General features: G+C 72.5%; 15 protein-coding genes. All 15 read left to right on the forward strand.

The window, feature by feature from the left end; all coding sequences use genetic code 11:
• Positions 1-174: 174 nt before the first annotated feature.
• Positions 175-720 carry a bifunctional pyr operon transcriptional regulator/uracil phosphoribosyltransferase PyrR gene (pyrR, locus tag ACIBST_RS12545; RefSeq protein WP_364331544.1) on the forward strand — a complete coding sequence of 182 codons (546 nt, stop codon included), beginning with the start codon at positions 175-177 and terminating at the stop codon, positions 718-720.
• Positions 717-1634, forward strand: a complete 918-nt coding sequence (locus tag ACIBST_RS12550; RefSeq protein ID WP_352353188.1) for an aspartate carbamoyltransferase catalytic subunit — start codon at positions 717-719, stop codon at positions 1632-1634. Before pyrR ends, ACIBST_RS12550 begins: the two co-directional genes overlap by 4 nt.
• The gene (locus ACIBST_RS12555) at positions 1631-2926 is read left to right on the forward strand and encodes a dihydroorotase (protein WP_397171283.1); all 1296 of its coding nucleotides are present in this window, start codon (positions 1631-1633) and stop codon (positions 2924-2926) included. Before ACIBST_RS12550 ends, ACIBST_RS12555 begins: the two co-directional genes overlap by 4 nt.
• Positions 2923-4029: a glutamine-hydrolyzing carbamoyl-phosphate synthase small subunit gene (gene carA / locus ACIBST_RS12560; protein WP_397171285.1), complete on the forward strand. Its 1107-nt coding sequence runs from the start codon at positions 2923-2925 to the stop codon at positions 4027-4029. The genes ACIBST_RS12555 and carA overlap by 4 nt, the downstream gene beginning before the upstream one ends.
• Positions 4016-7303: a carbamoyl-phosphate synthase large subunit gene (gene carB, locus ACIBST_RS12565; RefSeq protein ID WP_397171287.1), complete on the forward strand. Its 3288-nt coding sequence runs from the start codon at positions 4016-4018 to the stop codon at positions 7301-7303. Before carA ends, carB begins: the two co-directional genes overlap by 14 nt.
• A 37-nt stretch (positions 7304-7340) precedes the next feature.
• Positions 7341-8192: a dihydroorotate dehydrogenase electron transfer subunit gene (locus ACIBST_RS12570; protein WP_352322596.1), complete on the forward strand. Its 852-nt coding sequence runs from the start codon at positions 7341-7343 to the stop codon at positions 8190-8192.
• Positions 8182-9159, forward strand: coding sequence for a dihydroorotate dehydrogenase (locus ACIBST_RS12575; protein WP_352353184.1), 978 nt, complete (start codon positions 8182-8184; stop codon positions 9157-9159). The genes ACIBST_RS12570 and ACIBST_RS12575 overlap by 11 nt, the downstream gene beginning before the upstream one ends.
• The gene (gene pyrF / locus ACIBST_RS12580) at positions 9156-9854 is read left to right on the forward strand and encodes an orotidine-5'-phosphate decarboxylase (protein WP_397171289.1); all 699 of its coding nucleotides are present in this window, start codon (positions 9156-9158) and stop codon (positions 9852-9854) included. The genes ACIBST_RS12575 and pyrF overlap by 4 nt, the downstream gene beginning before the upstream one ends.
• Before the next feature lie 747 nt (positions 9855-10601).
• Entirely contained in the window at positions 10602-10925 is a 324-nt protein-coding gene (mihF, locus tag ACIBST_RS12585) for an integration host factor, actinobacterial type (protein WP_020541698.1), read from the forward strand.
• A 121-nt stretch (positions 10926-11046) separates the two neighbouring features.
• On the forward strand, positions 11047-11634 hold the full coding sequence (gmk, locus tag ACIBST_RS12590; RefSeq protein ID WP_352353665.1) for a guanylate kinase: 588 nt from the start codon (positions 11047-11049) through the stop codon (positions 11632-11634).
• A 5-nt stretch (positions 11635-11639) separates the two neighbouring features.
• Positions 11640-11909, forward strand: a complete 270-nt coding sequence (rpoZ, locus tag ACIBST_RS12595; protein ID WP_043638590.1) for a DNA-directed RNA polymerase subunit omega — start codon at positions 11640-11642, stop codon at positions 11907-11909.
• Between the two features lie 8 nt (positions 11910-11917).
• On the forward strand, positions 11918-13111 hold the full coding sequence (gene coaBC, locus ACIBST_RS12600; protein WP_397171291.1) for a bifunctional phosphopantothenoylcysteine decarboxylase/phosphopantothenate--cysteine ligase CoaBC: 1194 nt from the start codon (positions 11918-11920) through the stop codon (positions 13109-13111).
• 126 nt (positions 13112-13237) lie between these two features.
• Complete coding sequence (locus ACIBST_RS12605; protein WP_352322592.1) at positions 13238-13561, forward strand: hypothetical protein; 324 nt, start codon at positions 13238-13240, stop codon at positions 13559-13561.
• A gap of 176 nt (positions 13562-13737) precedes the next feature.
• Positions 13738-14925 (forward strand): methionine adenosyltransferase, encoded by a 1188-nt coding sequence (gene metK / locus ACIBST_RS12610; RefSeq protein ID WP_352322591.1) that lies wholly within the window; start codon positions 13738-13740, stop codon positions 14923-14925.
• 407 nt (positions 14926-15332) lie between these two features.
• Entirely contained in the window at positions 15333-18068 is a 2736-nt protein-coding gene (locus ACIBST_RS12615) for a primosomal protein N' (RefSeq protein WP_397171292.1), read from the forward strand.
• Positions 18069-18092 lie beyond the last annotated feature (24 nt).

The raw sequence follows: 18092 nt of genomic DNA on the forward strand, positions 1-18092 counted from the left end.
AATTGCCAAATTCGCCGGGCCGGCCTGCCTGAACGGCCGGCCGGGACGTCCGCCACACCCGGACGGCAGGGCGGGGCGCTCACGTTGTACCAGGTAGCCCCTGGTACTGTGTGTCCCGACCAACACCCTTTTAAGACCCGTCCCGTGAGGCGGGAAAGGTGGTGAGATCCCTCCATGTCCGATTCCAGGGCCGTGCTCGAAGGCCCGGACATCCACCGGGCGCTGACCCGGATCGCGCACGAGATCCTCGAACGCACCAAGGGCGCCGGTGACGTAGTCCTCCTCGGCATCCCCACCCGCGGCGCCACGCTCGCCCGCCGGCTCGGCGACCGCGTCGAGCAGTTCGAAGGGCTCAAGATCCCCGTCGGCTCGATCGACATCACCATGTACCGCGACGACCTGCGCCGCGGCCCCGTCCGCCCGCTCGGGCGCACCGAGCTGCCGCCCGACGGCATCGACGGCAAGGTGGTCGTCCTCGTCGACGACGTGCTCTACTCCGGCCGCACCGTCCGCGCCGCGCTCGACGCGCTCAACGACCTCGGCCGCCCGACCGCCGTGCAGCTCGCCACGCTGGTCGACCGCGGCCATCGCGAGCTGCCCATCCGCGCCGACTACGTGGGCAAGAACCTGCCCACCGCCAAGAGCGAGAAGGTCAAGGTCTACCTCTCCGAGATCGACGACCGCGACGCCGTCCTGCTCATGAAGGAGGACGACCGATGAACCGGCACCTCATCTCGGCGGGCGACCTGACCAAGGACGACGCGCTGCTCATCCTCGACACCGCCGAGGAGCTGGCCAGGGTCTCGGAACGATCCATCAAGAAGCTGCCCACGCTGCGCGGCCGCACGGTGGTCAACCTGTTCTTCGAGGACTCCACCCGCACCAGGATCTCCTTCGAGGCGGCGGCCAAGCGCCTGTCGGCCGACGTCATCAACTTCTCGGCCAAGGGGTCGAGCGTGTCCAAGGGCGAGTCGCTCAAGGACACCGCGCTCACCCTGGAGGCCATGGGCGCCGACGCCGTCGTCATCCGCCACGGCTCCTCCGGCGCGCCGCACCGGCTGGCCGGCTGGGTGCGCGGCAGCGTCGTCAACGCCGGCGACGGCACCCACGAGCACCCCACGCAGGCGCTGCTCGACGCCTTCTCGATGCGCCGCCGCCTCGGCGGGCTCGACGGCCGCCGGGTCACCATCGTCGGCGACGTGCTGCACAGCCGGGTCGCCCGCTCCAACGTGCTGCTGCTCAACACGCTCGGCGCCGAGGTCACCCTCGTCGCGCCGCCCACGCTGCTGCCCGTCTCGGTCGGCACCTGGCCGTGCGAGGTGTCCTACGACTTCGACGCCGTGCTGCCCAAGTCCGACGCGGTCATGATGCTCCGGGTGCAGAAGGAGCGGATGAACGCCGCCTACTTCCCCAGCGAGCGCGAGTACTCCCGCCGCTACGGCCTCGACCGCGACCGCTTCGCCAAGATGCCGGACGAGGCCATCGTCATGCACCCCGGGCCGATGAACCGGGGCATGGAGATCGCCGCCGAGGTGGCCGACTCGCCGCGCTCCACCATCGTGGAGCAGGTCGCCAACGGCGTGACCATCCGCATGGCCGTCCTGTACCTGCTGCTCGGGGGAGAGATCCAGTGATCATCAAGAACGTGCGGATCCTCGGCGGGGAGCCGGTGGACCTCCGGATCGCCGACGGGCGCGTCGCCGAGATCGGCGCCGGCCTCGACGCCGGCCCCGGCGGCGAGAGCGTCGACGGCGGCGGCGCGATCGCGCTGCCCGGCCTGGTCGACCTGCACACCCACCTGCGCGAGCCCGGCCGCGAGGACGCCGAGACCGTCCAGACCGGCACCCAGTCCGCGGCCCGCGGCGGCTACACCGCCGTGCACGCCATGGCCAACACCTCGCCCGTCGCCGACACCGCCGGCGTGGTCGAGCAGGTGTGGCGGCTCGGCCGCGAGTTCGGCCACTGCGACGTGCAGCCGGTCGGCGCGGTGACCGTCGGCCTGGAGGGCAGGCAGCTCGCCGAGCTCGGCGCGATGGCCGACTCGGCCGCCCGGGTCCGGGTCTTCTCCGACGACGGCAAGTGCGTCAGCGACGCCGTGCTGATGCGCCGCGCCCTGGAGTACGTCAAGGCGTTCGACGGCGTCGTCGCCCAGCACGCCCAGGAGCCCAGGCTCACCGAGGGCGCCCAGATGAACGAGGGCGTCGTCTCCGGCAGGCTCGGCCTGACCGGCTGGCCGGCCGTGGCCGAGGAGGCGATCATCGCCCGCGACTGCCTGCTGGCCGCGCACGTCGGCTCCCGCCTGCACGTCTGCCACGTCTCCACCGCCGGCTCGGTCGAGATCATCCGCTGGGCCAAGTCCAAGGGCTGGAACGTCACCGCCGAGGTCACCCCTCACCACCTGCTCCTCACCGACGACCTCGTCGAGGAGTCCCCGGTCGGCGCCTACAACCCGATCTACAAGGTCAACCCGCCGCTGCGCACGCACGCCGACGTCCAGGCGCTGCGCGCCGCGCTGGCCGACGGCACGATCGACGTCGTCGCCACCGACCACGCCCCGCACCCGGTCGAGGACAAGGAGACCGAGTGGCCGGCCGCGGCCATGGGCATGATCGGCCTGGAGACCGCGCTGAGCGTCGTCCAGGAGGCCATGGTCGAGACCGGGCTGCTCGACTGGGCCGGGGTCGCCGAGCGCATGTCGATCACCCCCGCCCGCATCGGCCGCCTGTCCGGCCACGGCCGTCCGCTGGAGCCGGGCGCGCCGGCCAACATCACGCTGTACGACCCGTCGGCCCGCACCGAGGTGGACCCCTCCGCCTACGCCTCCAAGAGCAGGAACACCCCGTACGAGGGGATGACGTTGCCCGGCCGGGTGGTCGCCACGTTCCTGCGCGGCACGCCGACCGTTCTCGAAGGGAAGCTGGTTTGAACACCGCGGTGCTCGTCCTGGAAGACGGCCGCGTCTTCCACGGAACTCCTTACGGCGCCGAAGGCGAGACGTTCGGCGAGATGGTCTTCAACACCGGCATGACCGGCTACCAGGAGACCCTCACCGACCCCTCCTACCACCGGCAGATCGTCGCCATGACGGCCCCGCACATCGGCAACACCGGCGTCAACGACGAAGACCCCGAGTCGGGCCGCGTCTGGGTCGCCGGGTACGTCGTGCGCGAGCCGTCCAGGGTCGTCTCCAACTGGCGGGCCGACCGCTCGCTCGACGACTACCTCAAGCAGCAGGGCGTGGTCGGCATCGCCATCACCGGCACCCGCGCCCTGACCCGCCACCTGCGCGAGCGCGGCGCGATGCGGGCCGGCATCTTCTCGGCCCCCTCCGCGACGGTCGAGGAGCTCGTCGAGCGGGTGCGGCGCGCGCCCGCCATGGAGGGCGCCGACCTGGCCGCCGAGGTGGCCACCGCCGAGCCGTACGTCGTGCCGGCGGTCGGCGACAAGCGCTTCACCGTCGCCGCCGTGGACCTCGGCATCAAGGGCATGACCCCGCACCGGATGGCCGAACGCGGCTGCGAGGTGCACGTGCTGCCCGCCACGGCCACGTACGAGCAGATCATGGCGGTCGGGCCCGACGGCGTGTTCTTCTCCAACGGCCCCGGCGACCCCGCCACCGCCGACGTGTCGGCGCTGCGGAGCGTGCTGGAGGCCGGGGTGCCGTTCTTCGGCATCTGCTTCGGCAACCAGCTCTTCGGCCGGGCGCTCGGGCTGTCCACGTACAAGCTGCGCTACGGCCACCGCGGCGTCAACCAGCCGGTCCAGGACGTGCGCACGGGCAAGGTCGAGATCTCGGCCCACAACCACGGGTTCGCCGTCGAGGCGCCGATCGGCGAGCCGTTCGAGACCCCCTACGGCCCGGCCGAGGTCAGCCACGTCAACCTCAACGACCGGTGCGTGGAGGGCCTGCGCCTGCTCGACGGGCGCGCCTTCAGCGTCCAGTACCACCCCGAGGCCGCCGCGGGGCCGCACGACGCCGCTTATCTCTTCGACGAGTTCTGTGAGGTCATGAGCCGTGCCCAAGCGTGAGGACATCCGGTCGGTCCTGGTGATCGGCTCCGGCCCGATCGTGATCGGCCAGGCGTGCGAGTTCGACTACTCGGGCACGCAGGCCTGCCGCGTGCTGCGGGCCGAGGGCTTCCGCGTCATCCTGGTCAACAGCAACCCGGCCACGATCATGACGGACCCCGAGTTCGCCGACGCCACGTACGTCGAGCCGATCACCCCCGAGTACGTCGAGAAGATCATCGCCAAGGAGCGCCCCGACGCGCTGCTGCCCACGCTGGGCGGCCAGACCGCGCTGAACACCGCGGTCGCGCTGCACGAGTCGGGCGTGCTGGAGAAGTACGAGGTCGAGCTGATCGGCGCCGACTTCGACGCGATCCAGGCGGGCGAGAACCGCGAGAAGTTCAAGGAGATCGTCGCCAAGGTCGCCCGCGAGCACGGGCTCAACGCCGAGTCGGCCAGATCGGTCATCTGCCACACGATGGAGGACTGCCTGGCCGCCGCCGGCGAGCTGGGCTACCCGCTGGTCGTCCGGCCCAGCTTCACCATGGGCGGCGTCGGCTCCGGCTTCGCCTACGGCGAGGACGACCTGCGCCGCATCGCCGGCGCCGGCCTCGACGCCTCGCCGACCACCGAGGTGCTCCTGGAGGAGTCCATCCTCGGCTGGAAGGAGTACGAGCTGGAGGTCATGCGCGACAAGGCGGACAACGTCGTCATCGTGTGCTCCATCGAGAACATCGACCCGATGGGCGTGCACACCGGCGACAGCGTCACCGTCGCGCCCGCGCTGACCCTGACCGACCGCGAGTACCAGAACATGCGCGACGTGGCCATCGCGGTCATCCGCGAGGTCGGCGTGGACACCGGCGGCTGCAACATCCAGTTCGCCGTCGACCCGCGCACCGGGCGCATGATCGTCATCGAGATGAACCCGCGCGTCTCCCGCTCCAGCGCGCTGGCCTCCAAGGCCACCGGCTTCCCGATCGCCAAGATCGCCGCCAAGCTGGCCATCGGCTACACCCTCGACGAGATCCCCAACGACATCACCAAGGAGACCCCGGCCTCCTTCGAGCCGACCCTCGACTACATCGTGGTCAAGGTGCCGCGCTTCGCCTTCGAGAAGTTCCGCGGGGCCGACCGCACGCTGACCACGCACATGAAGTCCGTCGGCGAGGCCATGGCCATCGGCCGCTCCTTCACCGAGGCGCTGCAGAAGGCGCTGCGCTCGCTGGAGAAGAAGGACTCCGCCTTCACCTGGGCCGGGCCCGTCCAGGACAAGGACGAGCTGCTGGCGGCCTGCCGCACCCCGCACGACGGGCGGCTGCGCACGATGCAGCAGGCCGTGCGCGCGGGCGCGACCGCGGCCGAGCTGTTCGAGGCCACCAGCGTCGACCCCTGGTTCCTCGACCAGCTCCTGCTGCTGGAGGAGGAGGCCCAGGAGATCGCCGCCGCGCCCGAGCTCACCGCCGACGTGCTGACCCGCGCCAAGCACCACGGCTTCTCCGACGTGCAGATCGCCGAGCTCCGCGGCGTCGAGGAGGCCCACGTGCGCGGCCTGCGGCACGCGCTCGGCGTGCGGCCGGTCTACAACACCGTCGACACCTGCGCCGCCGAGTTCGCCGCCAGGACGCCGTACCTGTACTCCACCTACGACGAGGAGACCGAGGTCCCCTCCGGCGAGCGGGAGAAGGTCATCATCCTCGGCTCCGGGCCCAACCGCATCGGGCAGGGCATCGAGTTCGACTACGCGTGCGTGCACGCCTCCTTCGAGCTGTCGCGGGCCGGGTTCGAGACCGTCATGGTCAACTGCAACCCCGAGACCGTCTCGACCGACTACGACACCTCCGACCGGCTCTACTTCGAGCCGCTCACGCTGGAGGACGTCCTGGAGGTCGTGCACGCCGAGCAGCAGACCGGCCCGGTCGTGGGCGTGATCGTGCAGCTCGGCGGCCAGACGCCGCTCGGCCTGGCGCAGGCGCTGAAGGACGCGGGCGTGCCCGTGGTCGGCACCTCGCCCGAGTCGATCCACCTGGCCGAGGAGCGCGGCGCGTTCGGGCGGGTGCTGGCCGAGGCCGGGCTGCCCGCGCCCAAGCACGGCACCGCGCTGACGGTGCCCGAGGCGCTGGAGATCGCCGGGGAGATCGGCTACCCGGTGCTGGTGCGGCCCTCGTACGTGCTCGGCGGGGCCGGCATGGCCATCGTCTACGACGACGAGACGCTGACGACGTACATGGCGGCCCAGGAGGGCGGCCACCCGGTCCTGGTGGACAAGTTCCTCGACGAGGCCATCGAGATCGACGTCGACGCGCTCTACGACGGCCAGGAGCTGTTCCTCGGCGGCGTCATGGAGCACATCGAGGAGGCCGGCATCCACTCCGGCGACTCGGCCTGCGCGCTGCCGCCGCTCACGCTCGGCAGCCACGACGTCAAGCGCATCCGCGCCGCCACCGAGGCCATCGCCGCCGGGGTGGGCGTGCGCGGGCTGCTGAACGTCCAGTACGCCATGTCGGCCGGCGTCCTGTACGTCCTGGAGGCAAACCCGCGGGCCAGCCGTACCGTGCCGTTCGTGTCCAAGGCGACGGCCACGCCGCTGGCCAAGGCGGCGGCCCGGGTGATGCTCGGCTCCTCGATCGCCTCGCTGCGCGCCGAGGGCATGCTGCCGGCCACCGGCGACGGCGGCACGCTGCCGCTGGAGGCGTCCATCGCGGTCAAGGAGGCCGTGCTGCCCTTCAACCGCTTCCGGGGCGTCGACACCGTGCTCGGGCCCGAGATGCGCTCCACGGGCGAGGTCATGGGCATCGACGCGTTCTTCGGCGTGGCGTTCGCCAAGTCCCAGGCCGGGGCCTACGGCGAACTTCCGACCAAGGGACGCGCGTTCGTGTCCGTGGCCAACAGGGACAAGCGTGCGATGATCTTCCCTGTGAAGGCACTGGCCGACCTCGGCTTCGAGATCCTCGCCACCGAGGGCACGGCCGAGGTGCTGCGCCGCAACGGTGTCCATGCCAAGATCGTGCGAAAGCACAGCGAGGGGACCGGGCCCGGAGGTGAGCCTACGAGCGTGCAGGCGATTCTCGACGGCGAGGTGGACCTGATCGTCAACACGCCGTTCGGCAGCCCCGGCCAGTCCGGGCCGCGCCTGGACGGCTACGAGATCCGCACCGCGGCGGTGCTGCGCGGCATCCCGTGCATCACCACCGTCGCGGGGCTGGCCGCGGCGGCGGCCGGGATCCAGGCGATCGTCCGCGGCGACGTCGGCGTGCGGTCACTCCAGGAGCACGCACAGGCACTACGCGGCTGACCCGCGCGGGAGGTGAAGACGACTGGCCGGCACACCTGTGCAGGTGACGGGCACGGTGCTGACGACGCGCCGGGTCGACGCCTACCATGCGCTGACGGTGGTGGCGCCCGGCATCGCCGAGCGTTACCGCCCTGGCCACTTCGTCTCCGTGGCGGTCGGCGGGGCCCACACGTCGATGGTGACGCGCCGCGCGCTGTCCATCCATGACGTCAAGTCCGACTACGGCGGCACGGTCGAGCTCGTCTTCACCGCCGCCGGGCCGGGCACGTCCTGGCTGGCCGAGCGGCGCGCCCGCGACACGCTCGACCTGGTCGGGCCGCTCGGCCGGCCCTTCCCGCTGCCGCGCGACCCGGTCAACTGCGTGCTGGTCGGCGCCGAGTACGGCTCGGCCGTGCTGTTCCCGCTGGCCGACGCGCTGCTGGCGCGCGGCTGCCGGGTCGACTTCGTGCTCGGCGGCGCCGGGGCCGACCGCGTCTTCGGCGCCATGCGGGCCCGCCGCATCGCCGAGACGACGACCCTGACCACCGAGGACGGCTCGCTCGGCCTGCGCGGCAAGGTCACCGACGCGCTGCCCTCGGTGATCGCCGACACCCGGGCCGACGCCGTCTACGCCTGCGCGCCCATGCCGGCGCTGCGGGCGGTGACGGCGGTGGCGATGGAGTTCGACATCCCCGTGCAGGTGGCCGTCGAGGAACAGATGGCCTGCGGCATCGGGGTGTGCATGACGTGCGTCATCCCCGTCATCGGCGACGACGGCGCGACCAGGATGGTCCGCGCGTGCGCGGAGGGGCCGGTGTTCCGGGGGGAGCGGGTGCGCTTCGAGGACGTGGGAACGATCCCGTTCGACGCGCTCGGCGCCCCCGGAGGCGGTGCACGACATGTCAGTTGATATGCGTACGTTTCTGGCGCACGTCGAGCTGGCGAACCCCGTCACCACGGCCGCCGGCTGCGCGGGCTCCGGACGGGAGCTCGCCCAGTTCTTCGACCTCCACCGGCTCGGCGCGCTGACCACCCGGTCCATCACCATGGCCCCCCGGGCGGGCCGGCCGACCCCGCGCATGGCCGAGACGCCCTCCGGCATGCTCAACGCCGTCGGGCTCCAGGGGCCGGGCATCGAGGCGTTCCTGGAGCGCGAGCTGCCCTGGCTGGCCCAGCGCGGCATCAAGACCATCGTCTCGATCGGCGGCGGCACCGTCGCCGAGTACTCCGAGCTGGCCCGCAGGCTCGCCGACGCGCCCGGGGTGACCGCGCTGGAGGTCAACCTTTCTTGCCCGAACATGGAGGACAGAGGGCGTGTCTTCGCGCGCGAGGGCAGCGCCGCGGCCGAGGTGATCGCCTCGGTGCGCTCCATCATGCGCTACGACGTCCCCGTGGTGGCCAAGCTCGCGCCCGACGTGGCCGACATCGTCTCGGTCGCCCGCGCCTGCGTGGACGCCGGGGCGGACGCCCTGTCCATGATCAACAACCCGCTCGGCATGGCCATCGACACCGAGGCGCTGCGCCCGTCGCTGGCCGCCGTCACCGGAGGGCTGTCGGGGCCCGCCATCCTGCCCCTGGCCGTCCGGTGCGTGTGGCAGGTGCACGCGGCCCTGCCCGGGGTGCCGCTGATCGGCATGGGCGGCGTGATGACCGGCCGGGACGCCTTCCAGCTCATCCTGGCGGGCGCCTGCCTGGTCGGGGTGGGCACCGCGCTGTTCCACGACCCCTACGCGTGCCTGCGCATCGAGCGCGAGCTTGAGGACCTGCTGCGGGCACGCGGCTTCCAACGCCTCGCCGACGCCGTCGGCCTGGCACACCGGCCGCCGGGGAGCGCTCCCCGGCACCTTCTAGTCGACTCCGAGGAGAGCTCCCCTTGACGCCCGCACCCATCGCCGTCGCCCTCGACGCCCCCGACCTGGAGACCGCCGCCAGGTGGGCGAGCCTGGTGACGCCGCACGTCAGCACCATCAAGGTGGGCCTGGAGCTGTACCTGCGCTACGGCCCCGACGTGATCGCCTCCGTGCGCGGCGCCAGCGGCGTCCAGATCTTCCTCGACCTCAAGCTGCACGACATCCCCAACACCGTCGCGGGCGCCGCCAAGGCCGTCTCCCGCCTGCGTCCGGCCATCCTGACCGTGCACGCGGCCGGCGGCGCGGCGATGATCCGGGCCGCGGTCGAGTCCGCCCCGCAGACCAAGATCGCCGCTGTGACGATCCTCACCTCGCTGGACGAGTCCGACCTCGACCGCATGGGCCTGGCCGGACCGGCCGACGAGGCCGTGCGCCGCCTGGCGGCCCTGTCGGTCGAGGCCGGGGCCACGGCGCTGGTGTGCTCGCCCAACGAGGTCGCGGCGGTGCGGGCCGAGGTGGGGCCCGGCATCACCCTCATCACGCCGGGCGTGCGGCCTCAGGGGGCCGACGTCCAGGACCAGGTGCGCGTGGCGACGCCCGAGCAGGCGCTGGCCGACGGGGCCGACCTGCTGGTGATCGGGCGTCCGATCACGGGCGCGGCGGACCCGGGCGCGGCCGCCGCCGCCATCGCCGCCTCACTCCGCCGCACGACCACCTCCTGACCCCGGCGCCCGGGCCACCACCCCGGGCACCCACCCGCGTCCCGCTGGCTCCTGTCCCGGGCGTCCGCCTTCCGTCCGCCGCGCCGGCCCTGGGCTCGGGCATCCGCCTCCAGCTTGCTGCGCCGGTTCTGGGGTCGGGCGTCCGCCTCCGGGCCGCCGTGCCGGCTCCCGGCGCGCGCGTTCTGGCGCGAGGCAGGGGAGGGGTCTCCGCGGCGTGGAGACCCGCCTTCCTCGCAGGCGGAGGCGCGCTTCCGGCGTGCGCTCGGCTGAGCCTCTCCGTGCGGGCGGAGGCGCGCTTCTGGCGTGCGGCGGAGAGGTGCTTGTCCGCGGGGGGCGGGGGCACGAGCTTCGCGTGCGCGGAGGGTGGTTCTCCGTGCGGGCGGGGGCATGGCGGCAGGTGTCGCCGGACCGTTCGCGCAGCCCTCGCTTCACAAGATCGTAATGCATCCGCCGGGCGTTCGCGCACCCTTCCCGATTCTGGTTTCGGTCCTGGTCCGGCCCTGGTTTCGGACATCGGCCGGCATCGCGCCAGCGATCTTCGCCCTGTTCCGGGACGCCGTCCCGAGCGGACGCGCGAAGCGGGAAGTGAGGGCGATTTGATCAGCAGTGTGTAATTTTACGCTCACGGACAGTGATGAAGTGGATTTTGTGAGGAGAGAAACCGCTCTTGACGTTGCTTAGGGGGCGATGACCAGCTAGTTTCCCTTCCCGTCCGAGTACATCGACAGAAATTCGAGGTGACCCGGCGTGGCTCTTCCTCCCCTGACCCCTGAGCAGCGCGCCGCAGCCCTTGAGAAGGCTGCCAAGGCCCGTAAAGAGCGTGCCGAGGTCAAGAACCGGCTCAAGCATGGCGCGGTTTCTCTGGCTGAGGTGCTCAAGGATGGGCAGACCGACGACGTCATCGGCAAGATGAAGGTGTCGGCACTGTTGGAATCGCTCCCCGGCGTGGGCAAGGTCCGCGCCAAGCAGCTCATGGAGCGGCTTGCCATCGCCGAGTCCCGCCGCGTGCGGGGTCTCGGCGCGAACCAGAGGGCTTCCCTCGAGCGCGAGTTCGGTGGCAACGAGAGCTAATCTCTGTTCCACAAGAAAGCGCAGGTTCAACGGGGGGTAGGAAGTGACCGACAGGTCCTGGTCCGGCGAAGCAAGGGCCCACGAGGCAGTCGGATCGGGAGCGAAGGTCGGCTTCCTCCCCCTGAGCAGGAGGCGTCTGACGGTCCTGTCAGGGCCGTCGGGCGTCGGCAAGTCCACGGTCGTCGCCGAGCTCCGGCGGGCACACCCCGAGGTGTGGCTGTCGGTCTCGGTGACCACCAGGAGGCCCCGTCCCGGCGAGGTCAACGGGGTCCACTACTTCTTCGTCGACGGCGCGGAGTTCGACCGCCTGGTCGAGGCCGGCGAGCTGCTGGAGTGGGCCGAGTTCGCGGGCAACCGCTACGGCACCCCGCGCGAGCCGGTGCTGGACAAGCTCGCCCAGGGCGTGCCGACCGTCCTGGAGATCGATCTGGAAGGCGCCAGGCAGGTGCGCACCACCATGCCCGACGCCCTGCTGGTCTTCCTGGCCCCCCCGACGTGGGAGGAGCTGGAGAAGCGGCTGCGCGGCCGCGGCACCGAGCCGGAGGACGTCATCGAGCGCCGGCTCAAGGCCGGACGGGTCGAGATGGCGGCCGAGTCGGAGTTCGACCTCACGCTGGTGAACACGAGTGTCCAAGAAGTGTGTCACCGGCTGATAGCCTTGATGACTGACCCTCAGGGGGTCACCACCACCATCAACCGAGAGGTCTGACAATCGTGGCAGGCACCACCCCGGCCGCGGAGGGCATCACCAACCCGCCGATCGACGCGCTGCTCGACATCGTCGACAGCAAGTACTCCCTGGTGATCATGGGCGCCAAGCGCGCCCGCCAGATCAACGCCTACTACTCCCAGCTCGGCGAGGGCCTGCTGGAATACGTCGGGCCGCTGGTCGAGACGCATGCTCAGGAGAAGCCGCTGTCCATCGCGCTGCGCGAGGTCTCCGAGGGCCTGCTCAACGCCGAGCCCATCGAAGGCGCGGTCTGACCCCTTCGATGAAGGTCGTCCTCGGCGTCAGCGGCGGCATCGCCGCGTACAAGGCATGTGAGCTGCTGCGGCTGTTCACCGAGTCAGGTCACGAGGTGCGGGTCGTGCCGACCCGCGAGGTCCTGCGTTTCGTGGGCGAGCCCACGTGGGCCGCCCTGTCGGGCAACCCCGTGACCGCCGACGTCTGGGACGACGTTCACGAGGTGCCCCACGTCCGCATCGGCCAGCGCGCCGATCTCGTCGTGGTGGCGCCGGCGACCGCCAACACCCTGGCCAAGGCGGCCCACGGGCTCGCCGACGACCTGCTGACCAACACGCTGCTGACGGCGCGCTGCCCGGTCGTGTTCGCCCCGGCCATGCACACCGAGATGTGGCAGCATCCGGCCACCCGCGCCAACGTCGCGACCCTGCGCGAGCGCGGGGCCGTCGTCATCGACCCGGCCGTGGGGCGCCTCACCGGCGCCGACACCGGCCCCGGCCGCCTGCCCGACCCCGCCGAGATCTTCCAGGTCTGCCTGCGCGTGCTGCGCGGCAGGCCGCGCGACCTGGCCGGGCGCAAGGTGGTGATCTCCGCAGGAGGCACCCGCGAGGCGATCGACCCGGTCCGCTACATCGGCAACCGCTCCTCCGGCCTGCAGGGGTACGCCCTGGCCCGCACGGCGGTCGCGCGCGGCGCCGAGGTGACCCTGGTGGCGGCCAACGTCGCGCTCCCCGATCCCGCGGGGGCCGCCGTGGTGCGGGTGGGGTCCACGGCCGAGCTGCGCGAGGCGGTGCTGTCCGCCACCGAGAAGGCCGACGCCGTCGTCATGGCGGCCGCGGTGGCCGACTTCCGCCCGGCGTCCCGGCACGAGACGAAGATCAAGAAGACCGACGGCGAGCCCGACCCCATCCGCCTGACGAAGAACCCCGACATCCTGGCCGAGCTGGGCCGGCTGCGGCGCGAGGGCGGCGCAGCTCCCCGGGTGATCGTCGGGTTCGCGGCCGAGACCGACGACGTGCTCGCCAACGGGCAGGCCAAGCTGGCCAGGAAGGGCTGCGACCTGCTGGTCGTCAACCAGGTGGGGGAGGGGCTGGCGTTCGGCACGCCCGACAACGCCGCCACCGTCCTGGTCGCCGGCGGCGAGCCGGTCGAGGTGCCGCGCGGCCCCAAGGACGACGTCGCCGACGCCGTCTGGGACCTGGTCGCGCCCCGTCTGTCCTGACGCGCGCCTTCGTGCAAGAACGATTACCTGATCGCCAGTTGCGGCACCCCGGACGCCTACCGATACTTGGGGGCAAAGGGGGACGGAATGCCGGTGGGTTCCGCTGTCAGGGATCGTTGCAGGAGATTGCTGGAAGACCAGGGAGGGATCCGTTACGTCTTCCCCGCGTTGTCCGTGGGGCCGACGGGAACGGGCCACTTCCTCATCGTCGTCACCGATTCGTCCGTCTCGGTGCTCACCACGCGGACCCTCAGGAGCGACCGCCCGGTCGCGGTGTTCGCCACGTACCCGCGGCACACCAGGCTCGGCCCGATCCTGCCCGGCCCGTTCATCGAGCTCGGCAACACGGTGTTCGAGTTCGACGAGGAGTACGCGGCGGTGGTCTCCGCCGCCGACGCCGAGGTCTTCGCGCCCGAGACGCTGCCGCCGGATCCCCTCCCCGACCTGTGAGCGGGCATACGGCCTGACACGTGACCGGACACGTGACCGGACACGTGACCGGACACGGACACGGGACGGTTTCGCGACCGGACGCCGGGTGGGGCTAGACTTCGGCGAGGCCCTGGCGTGTTCTTCCGTCCCGGGCCCCACATCCGTCAGCAGCCGCTGCATGAGGAGCCACTGAGTTGTCACGTCGCCTGTTCACCTCCGAGTCGGTCACCGAAGGCCACCCGGACAAGATCGCCGACCAGATCAGTGACGCGATTCTCGACGCCATGCTCAAGGACGACCCCAAGAGCCGGGTCGCCGTCGAGACGCTGATCACTACCGGCCAGGTCCATGTCGCAGGCGAGGTCACGACCGAGACCTACGTCGACATCCCCGGCGTCATCCGGGAGAAGATCCTGGAGATCGGCTACGACGCTTCCCACAAGGGCTTCGACGGCGCCTCCTGCGGCGTGTCGGTGTCCATCGGCGCGCAGTCGCCCGACATCGCCCAGGGGGTCGACGACGCCTACGAGCACCGCGTGGGCGGCGACGCCGACGAGCTCGACCGCCAGGGCGCCGGCGACCAGGGCCTGATGTTCGGCTACGCCTGCCGCGAGACGCCGGAGCTGATGCCGCTGCCGATCACGCTCGCGCACCGGCTCGCCCAGCGCCTGTCCGAGGTCCGCAAGACCGGCAAGGTTCCCTACCTGCGCCCCGACGGCAAGACCCAGGTCACCATCGAGTACGACGGCGACAAGCCCGTCCGCCTCGACACCGTGGTCGTCTCCACCCAGCACGCGGCCGAGATCGACCTCAAGGAGATGCTCGCCCCCGACATCAAGGAGCACGTGGTCGACCCCGTGCTCGACGGGCTGGAGATCGAGACCGAGGGCTACCGGCTGCTGGTCAACCCGACCGGTCGCTTCGAGATCGGCGGCCCGATGGGCGACGCCGGCCTGACCGGCCGCAAGATCATCATCGACACCTACGGCGGCATGGCCCGTCACGGCGGTGGCGCGTTCTCGGGCAAGGACCCGTCCAAGGTCGACCGCTCGGCGGCCTACGCGATGCGCTGGGTGGCCAAGAACGTCGTCGCGGCCGGGCTGGCCGACCGGTGCGAGGTGCAGGTCGCGTACGCGATCGGCAAGGCGCAGCCGGTGGGTCTGTTCGTGGAGTGCTTCGGCACCGAGAAGCTGCCGGTGGAGCAGATCCAGGCGGCCGTGCTGCGCGTCTTCGACCTGCGTCCGGCCGCGATCATCCGCGACCTCGACCTGCTGCGCCCGATCTACTCCGAGACCGCCGCGTACGGGCACTTCGGCCGTGAGGGCTTCTCCTGGGAGTCCACCGACCGCGCCGAGGCCCTTCGGACGGCTGCCGGTCTCTGACCCACTGGGTTTCTGGTTTTCGTGCAGGTGCCGCATTCGGCCCTTTTGAGGGTTGGGTGCGGCACTTGTCGTGGGCCGGGGTGGTTGAATGCGGGCGTTCGCCTGACCTCTTGGGCCGAGGGCTCTCGGGTTCCTGCTGGGCTGACTTTCTCTTCTGGCGTGCCTGCGGCCCTGTGACGATCTCGGGCTGGTTTGTCGGGGCGGTCGGCGGGCGTCGGGCGTCGGGACCGGGAACGGCCTCGGAAGGCCGAACGGTCGCGTCTGCGCGCCTTTGCGCGGTCGTCCTGTGGGGGTGCGGGAGCGCTGTTCGGGCTGGTGGGGGAGCGGGTGGACGGTGGGGCGCGTCGCGGTGCCCTGCGACGGCGGTGTGGGGATGGCGGGGCGCGGGGTCTGGTAGACGTTAGTGCGTGACCCACTCCGACGACGCCCTCCTGCCGCTCGACGCCGTGCGGCCTCCTGCGTCGTCCAAGGACACCAAGGGGGCGGTGGTCGCGGCGCCCGAGCGGCCCGTGGCGCGGGTGGTCGTGGACAGTCCCCTGCCGCACCTCGACCGGCCCTTCGACTACCTGGTGCCCGCCGCCATGCACGAGGCGGCCCGGCCGGGGGTGCGGGTGCGGGTGCGGTTCGCGGGCAAGCTGATCGACGCGTTCCTGCTGGAGCGCGTGGACGAGAGCGACCATGAGGGCAAGCTGACGCCGCTCGAACGGGTGGTCTCTCCCGAGCAGGTGCTCACGCCGGAGATCGCCGGTCTGGCCCGCGCGGTGGCCGACCGTTACGCGGGCACCCTCACCGACGTGCTGCGCCTGGCCGTTCCGCCGCGCCACGCCAAGGCCGAGGCCGAGGTTCCGCCGCCTGCCGCCCCGCCTTCCGTCGCCCCGCCGCCTGTCGGCCCGCCTTCCGTCGCCTCGCCCCTCGCCGGCTCGCCTTCTGCTGACCCGCCCCCCGCAGGCCCGTCCGCCGCTGATCCGTCTGCGGCTGGCCCGTCCGCCGCCGATCTGTCCGCCGCCGACCCGTCTACCACCGACCTGGCCCCGGCGCCCGACGCCTCAAGTGAGGCGGCGCGGAGTGCTTCCGCCGCCGTGGCCCGGGCCGTCGCGAGTGCGTCTCCTGTCGCGGGCCAGGTGGCCGGGAGCGGGGGGCCCGACATCGTCCGAGTCGGCGGGAGCGAGCCTGCCGCTGTTGCGGTCGCGCAGGTTGCTTCGGGTACGCCTGCGGAGAGCGGGGGCGTGGAGGGCTCGTCTGGCCCGCGCGAGGCGTTCTCGGGAGGGGGGCTGGAAGCGGTGGCCCCGGCGGACGGGCGGCCCGAACAGGTCGGCGCACCGCAACGGGTCGGCGCGCCGCACCAGGCCGCGGCCGAACCTGCGGAGGCCCCCGGGCGCGGACGGGCGGAGGCTCGTCCGGAGCGGGTGAACGGGACGGACGCCCACGAACGGGCGGCGGAAAGCCGTAAGAGCGCCTGGGGCGCCTATCCGACCGGCCCCTCCTTCCTGGACGCGCTGCGCCACGGCCGCGCCCCCCGGGCCGTGTGGTCGGCGCTGCCCGGCGCCACCGGATGGGCCGGAGCGATGGCGGAGGCGGTGCTCGCCACCCTCGACGGCGGGCGGGGCGCGGTCCTCGTGGTGCCCGACGGCAAGGACGTCGCGCTGGCGGACGCCGCGTTCGAGCGGCTGCTCGGCCCCGGCAGGCATGTGGCGCTCACGGCCGACCTCGGCCCCGCCGAGCGGTACAGGCGATGGCTGAAGGTCCTCAGAGGCCAGGTGCGCGCCGTCGTGGGCACCCGGGCCGCCATGTTCGCCCCCGTCGCGGAGCTCGGCCTGGTGGCCATCTGGGACGACGGCGACGACCTGCACGCCGAACGCCTGGCCCCCTACCCCCACGCCAGGGAGGTCCTCGGCCTGCGCGCCCACCGGACGGGCGCGGCCATGCTGATCGGCGGCTACGCGCGTACGGCCGAGGCCACCCAGCTCATCGCCGCGCGCTGGGCCAGGCCCATCGTGGCCGCGCGCACCACGATCAGGAGCCTGGCCCCGCGGGTGCGTCCCGCGGGTGAGGACGCCGAGCTGGCCAAGGACCAGGCGGCCCGGCAGGCGAGGCTGCCCAGCCTGGCCTGGCGGGCGCTGCGCCAGGGGCTGGAGAGCGGGCCGGTGCTGGTGCAGGTGCCCAGGCGCGGTTACCTCCCGGCGCTGGCCTGCCGGCACTGCCGCGCCCCGGCGCGCTGCGTCCTGCCGCCCACCAGGATCGCCCCGCACCTGGCCGCGCCGGTCACGGGGGGTCCGCAGGCGGCTCTCGGCGCGGCGGAGCCGGACGCCGGAGCTCTGGCCACCGCCACGGACGCGACGGGCGGGACGCCGGAAGGGCACGGGAGCGGCGAGTCGCTGTGCCACGGGCCGCTCGCGCTCAGGGCCGGGCACGCCGCCCCCTACTGCCGCTGGTGCGGCCGGGTGGACGCCGACTGGCGGTGCCCGTCCTGCGGCAGCCCCCGGTTGCGGGCGGTCGTCACCGGCGCCCGGCGCACCGCGGAAGAGCTGGGGCGGGCCTTCCCGTCGGTGCAGGTGCGCACCTCGGGCCGCGACGGGGTGCTGGCCAGTGTGCCCGCCGCGCGCGCCCTCGTGGTCGCCACGCCCGGCGCCGAGCCGGTGGCCGAGGGCGGCTACGCGGCCGCCGTGCTGCTCGACGGGTGGGCGCTGCTCGGCCGGGCCGACCTGCGGGCGGGGGAGGAGACGCTGCGCCGGTGGATGAACGCCGCCGCGCTGCTGCGGCCGTCGGCCGAGCTGGTGGTGCTCGGGGACGCCGGGCTGCCGTCCGTGCAGGCGCTGCTGCGGTGGGACCCGATCACGCACGCCGAGCGCGAACTGGGCGACCGGGCCGAGCTGGGGTTCCCGCCCGCCGTGCGGATGGCGACGCTGACGGGCTCGGCGAGCGCCGTCCGGCAGATGCTCGACGAGGTGCGCCTCCCGCCGGACGCCCAGGTGCTCGGCCCCGTCCCGGTCGACGAGTCGGGCCTGGAGCGGGCCATGATCCGGGTACGGCGCGGCGGCGGGGCGGCGTTGTCGGCCGCCCTCAAGGGGGCCAGTGGGGTACGTGCGGCGCGTAAGACACCAGATGTCGTGAGGGTGAGTGTCGACCCACTCGACCTGATTTAGACCGTTTCCCCGATTCGCTCATCT

The sequence above is a fragment of the Nonomuraea sp. NPDC049684 genome (assembly GCF_044465345.1).
Lineage (GTDB): Bacteria > Actinomycetota > Actinomycetes > Streptosporangiales > Streptosporangiaceae > Nonomuraea.

Excerpts from the sequence above, each read along its gene's own strand:
- coaBC (WP_397171291.1), top strand. The coding sequence starts at position 11,918 with ATGAAGGTCGTCCTCGGCGTCAGCGGCGGCATCGCCGCGTACAAGGCA.
- pyrR (WP_364331544.1), top strand. The coding sequence starts at position 175 with ATGTCCGATTCCAGGGCCGTGCTCGAAGGCCCGGACATCCACCGGGCG.
- ACIBST_RS12575 (WP_352353184.1), top strand. The coding sequence starts at position 8,182 with ATGTCAGTTGATATGCGTACGTTTCTGGCGCACGTCGAGCTGGCGAAC.
- ACIBST_RS12550 (WP_352353188.1), top strand. The coding sequence starts at position 717 with ATGAACCGGCACCTCATCTCGGCGGGCGACCTGACCAAGGACGACGCG.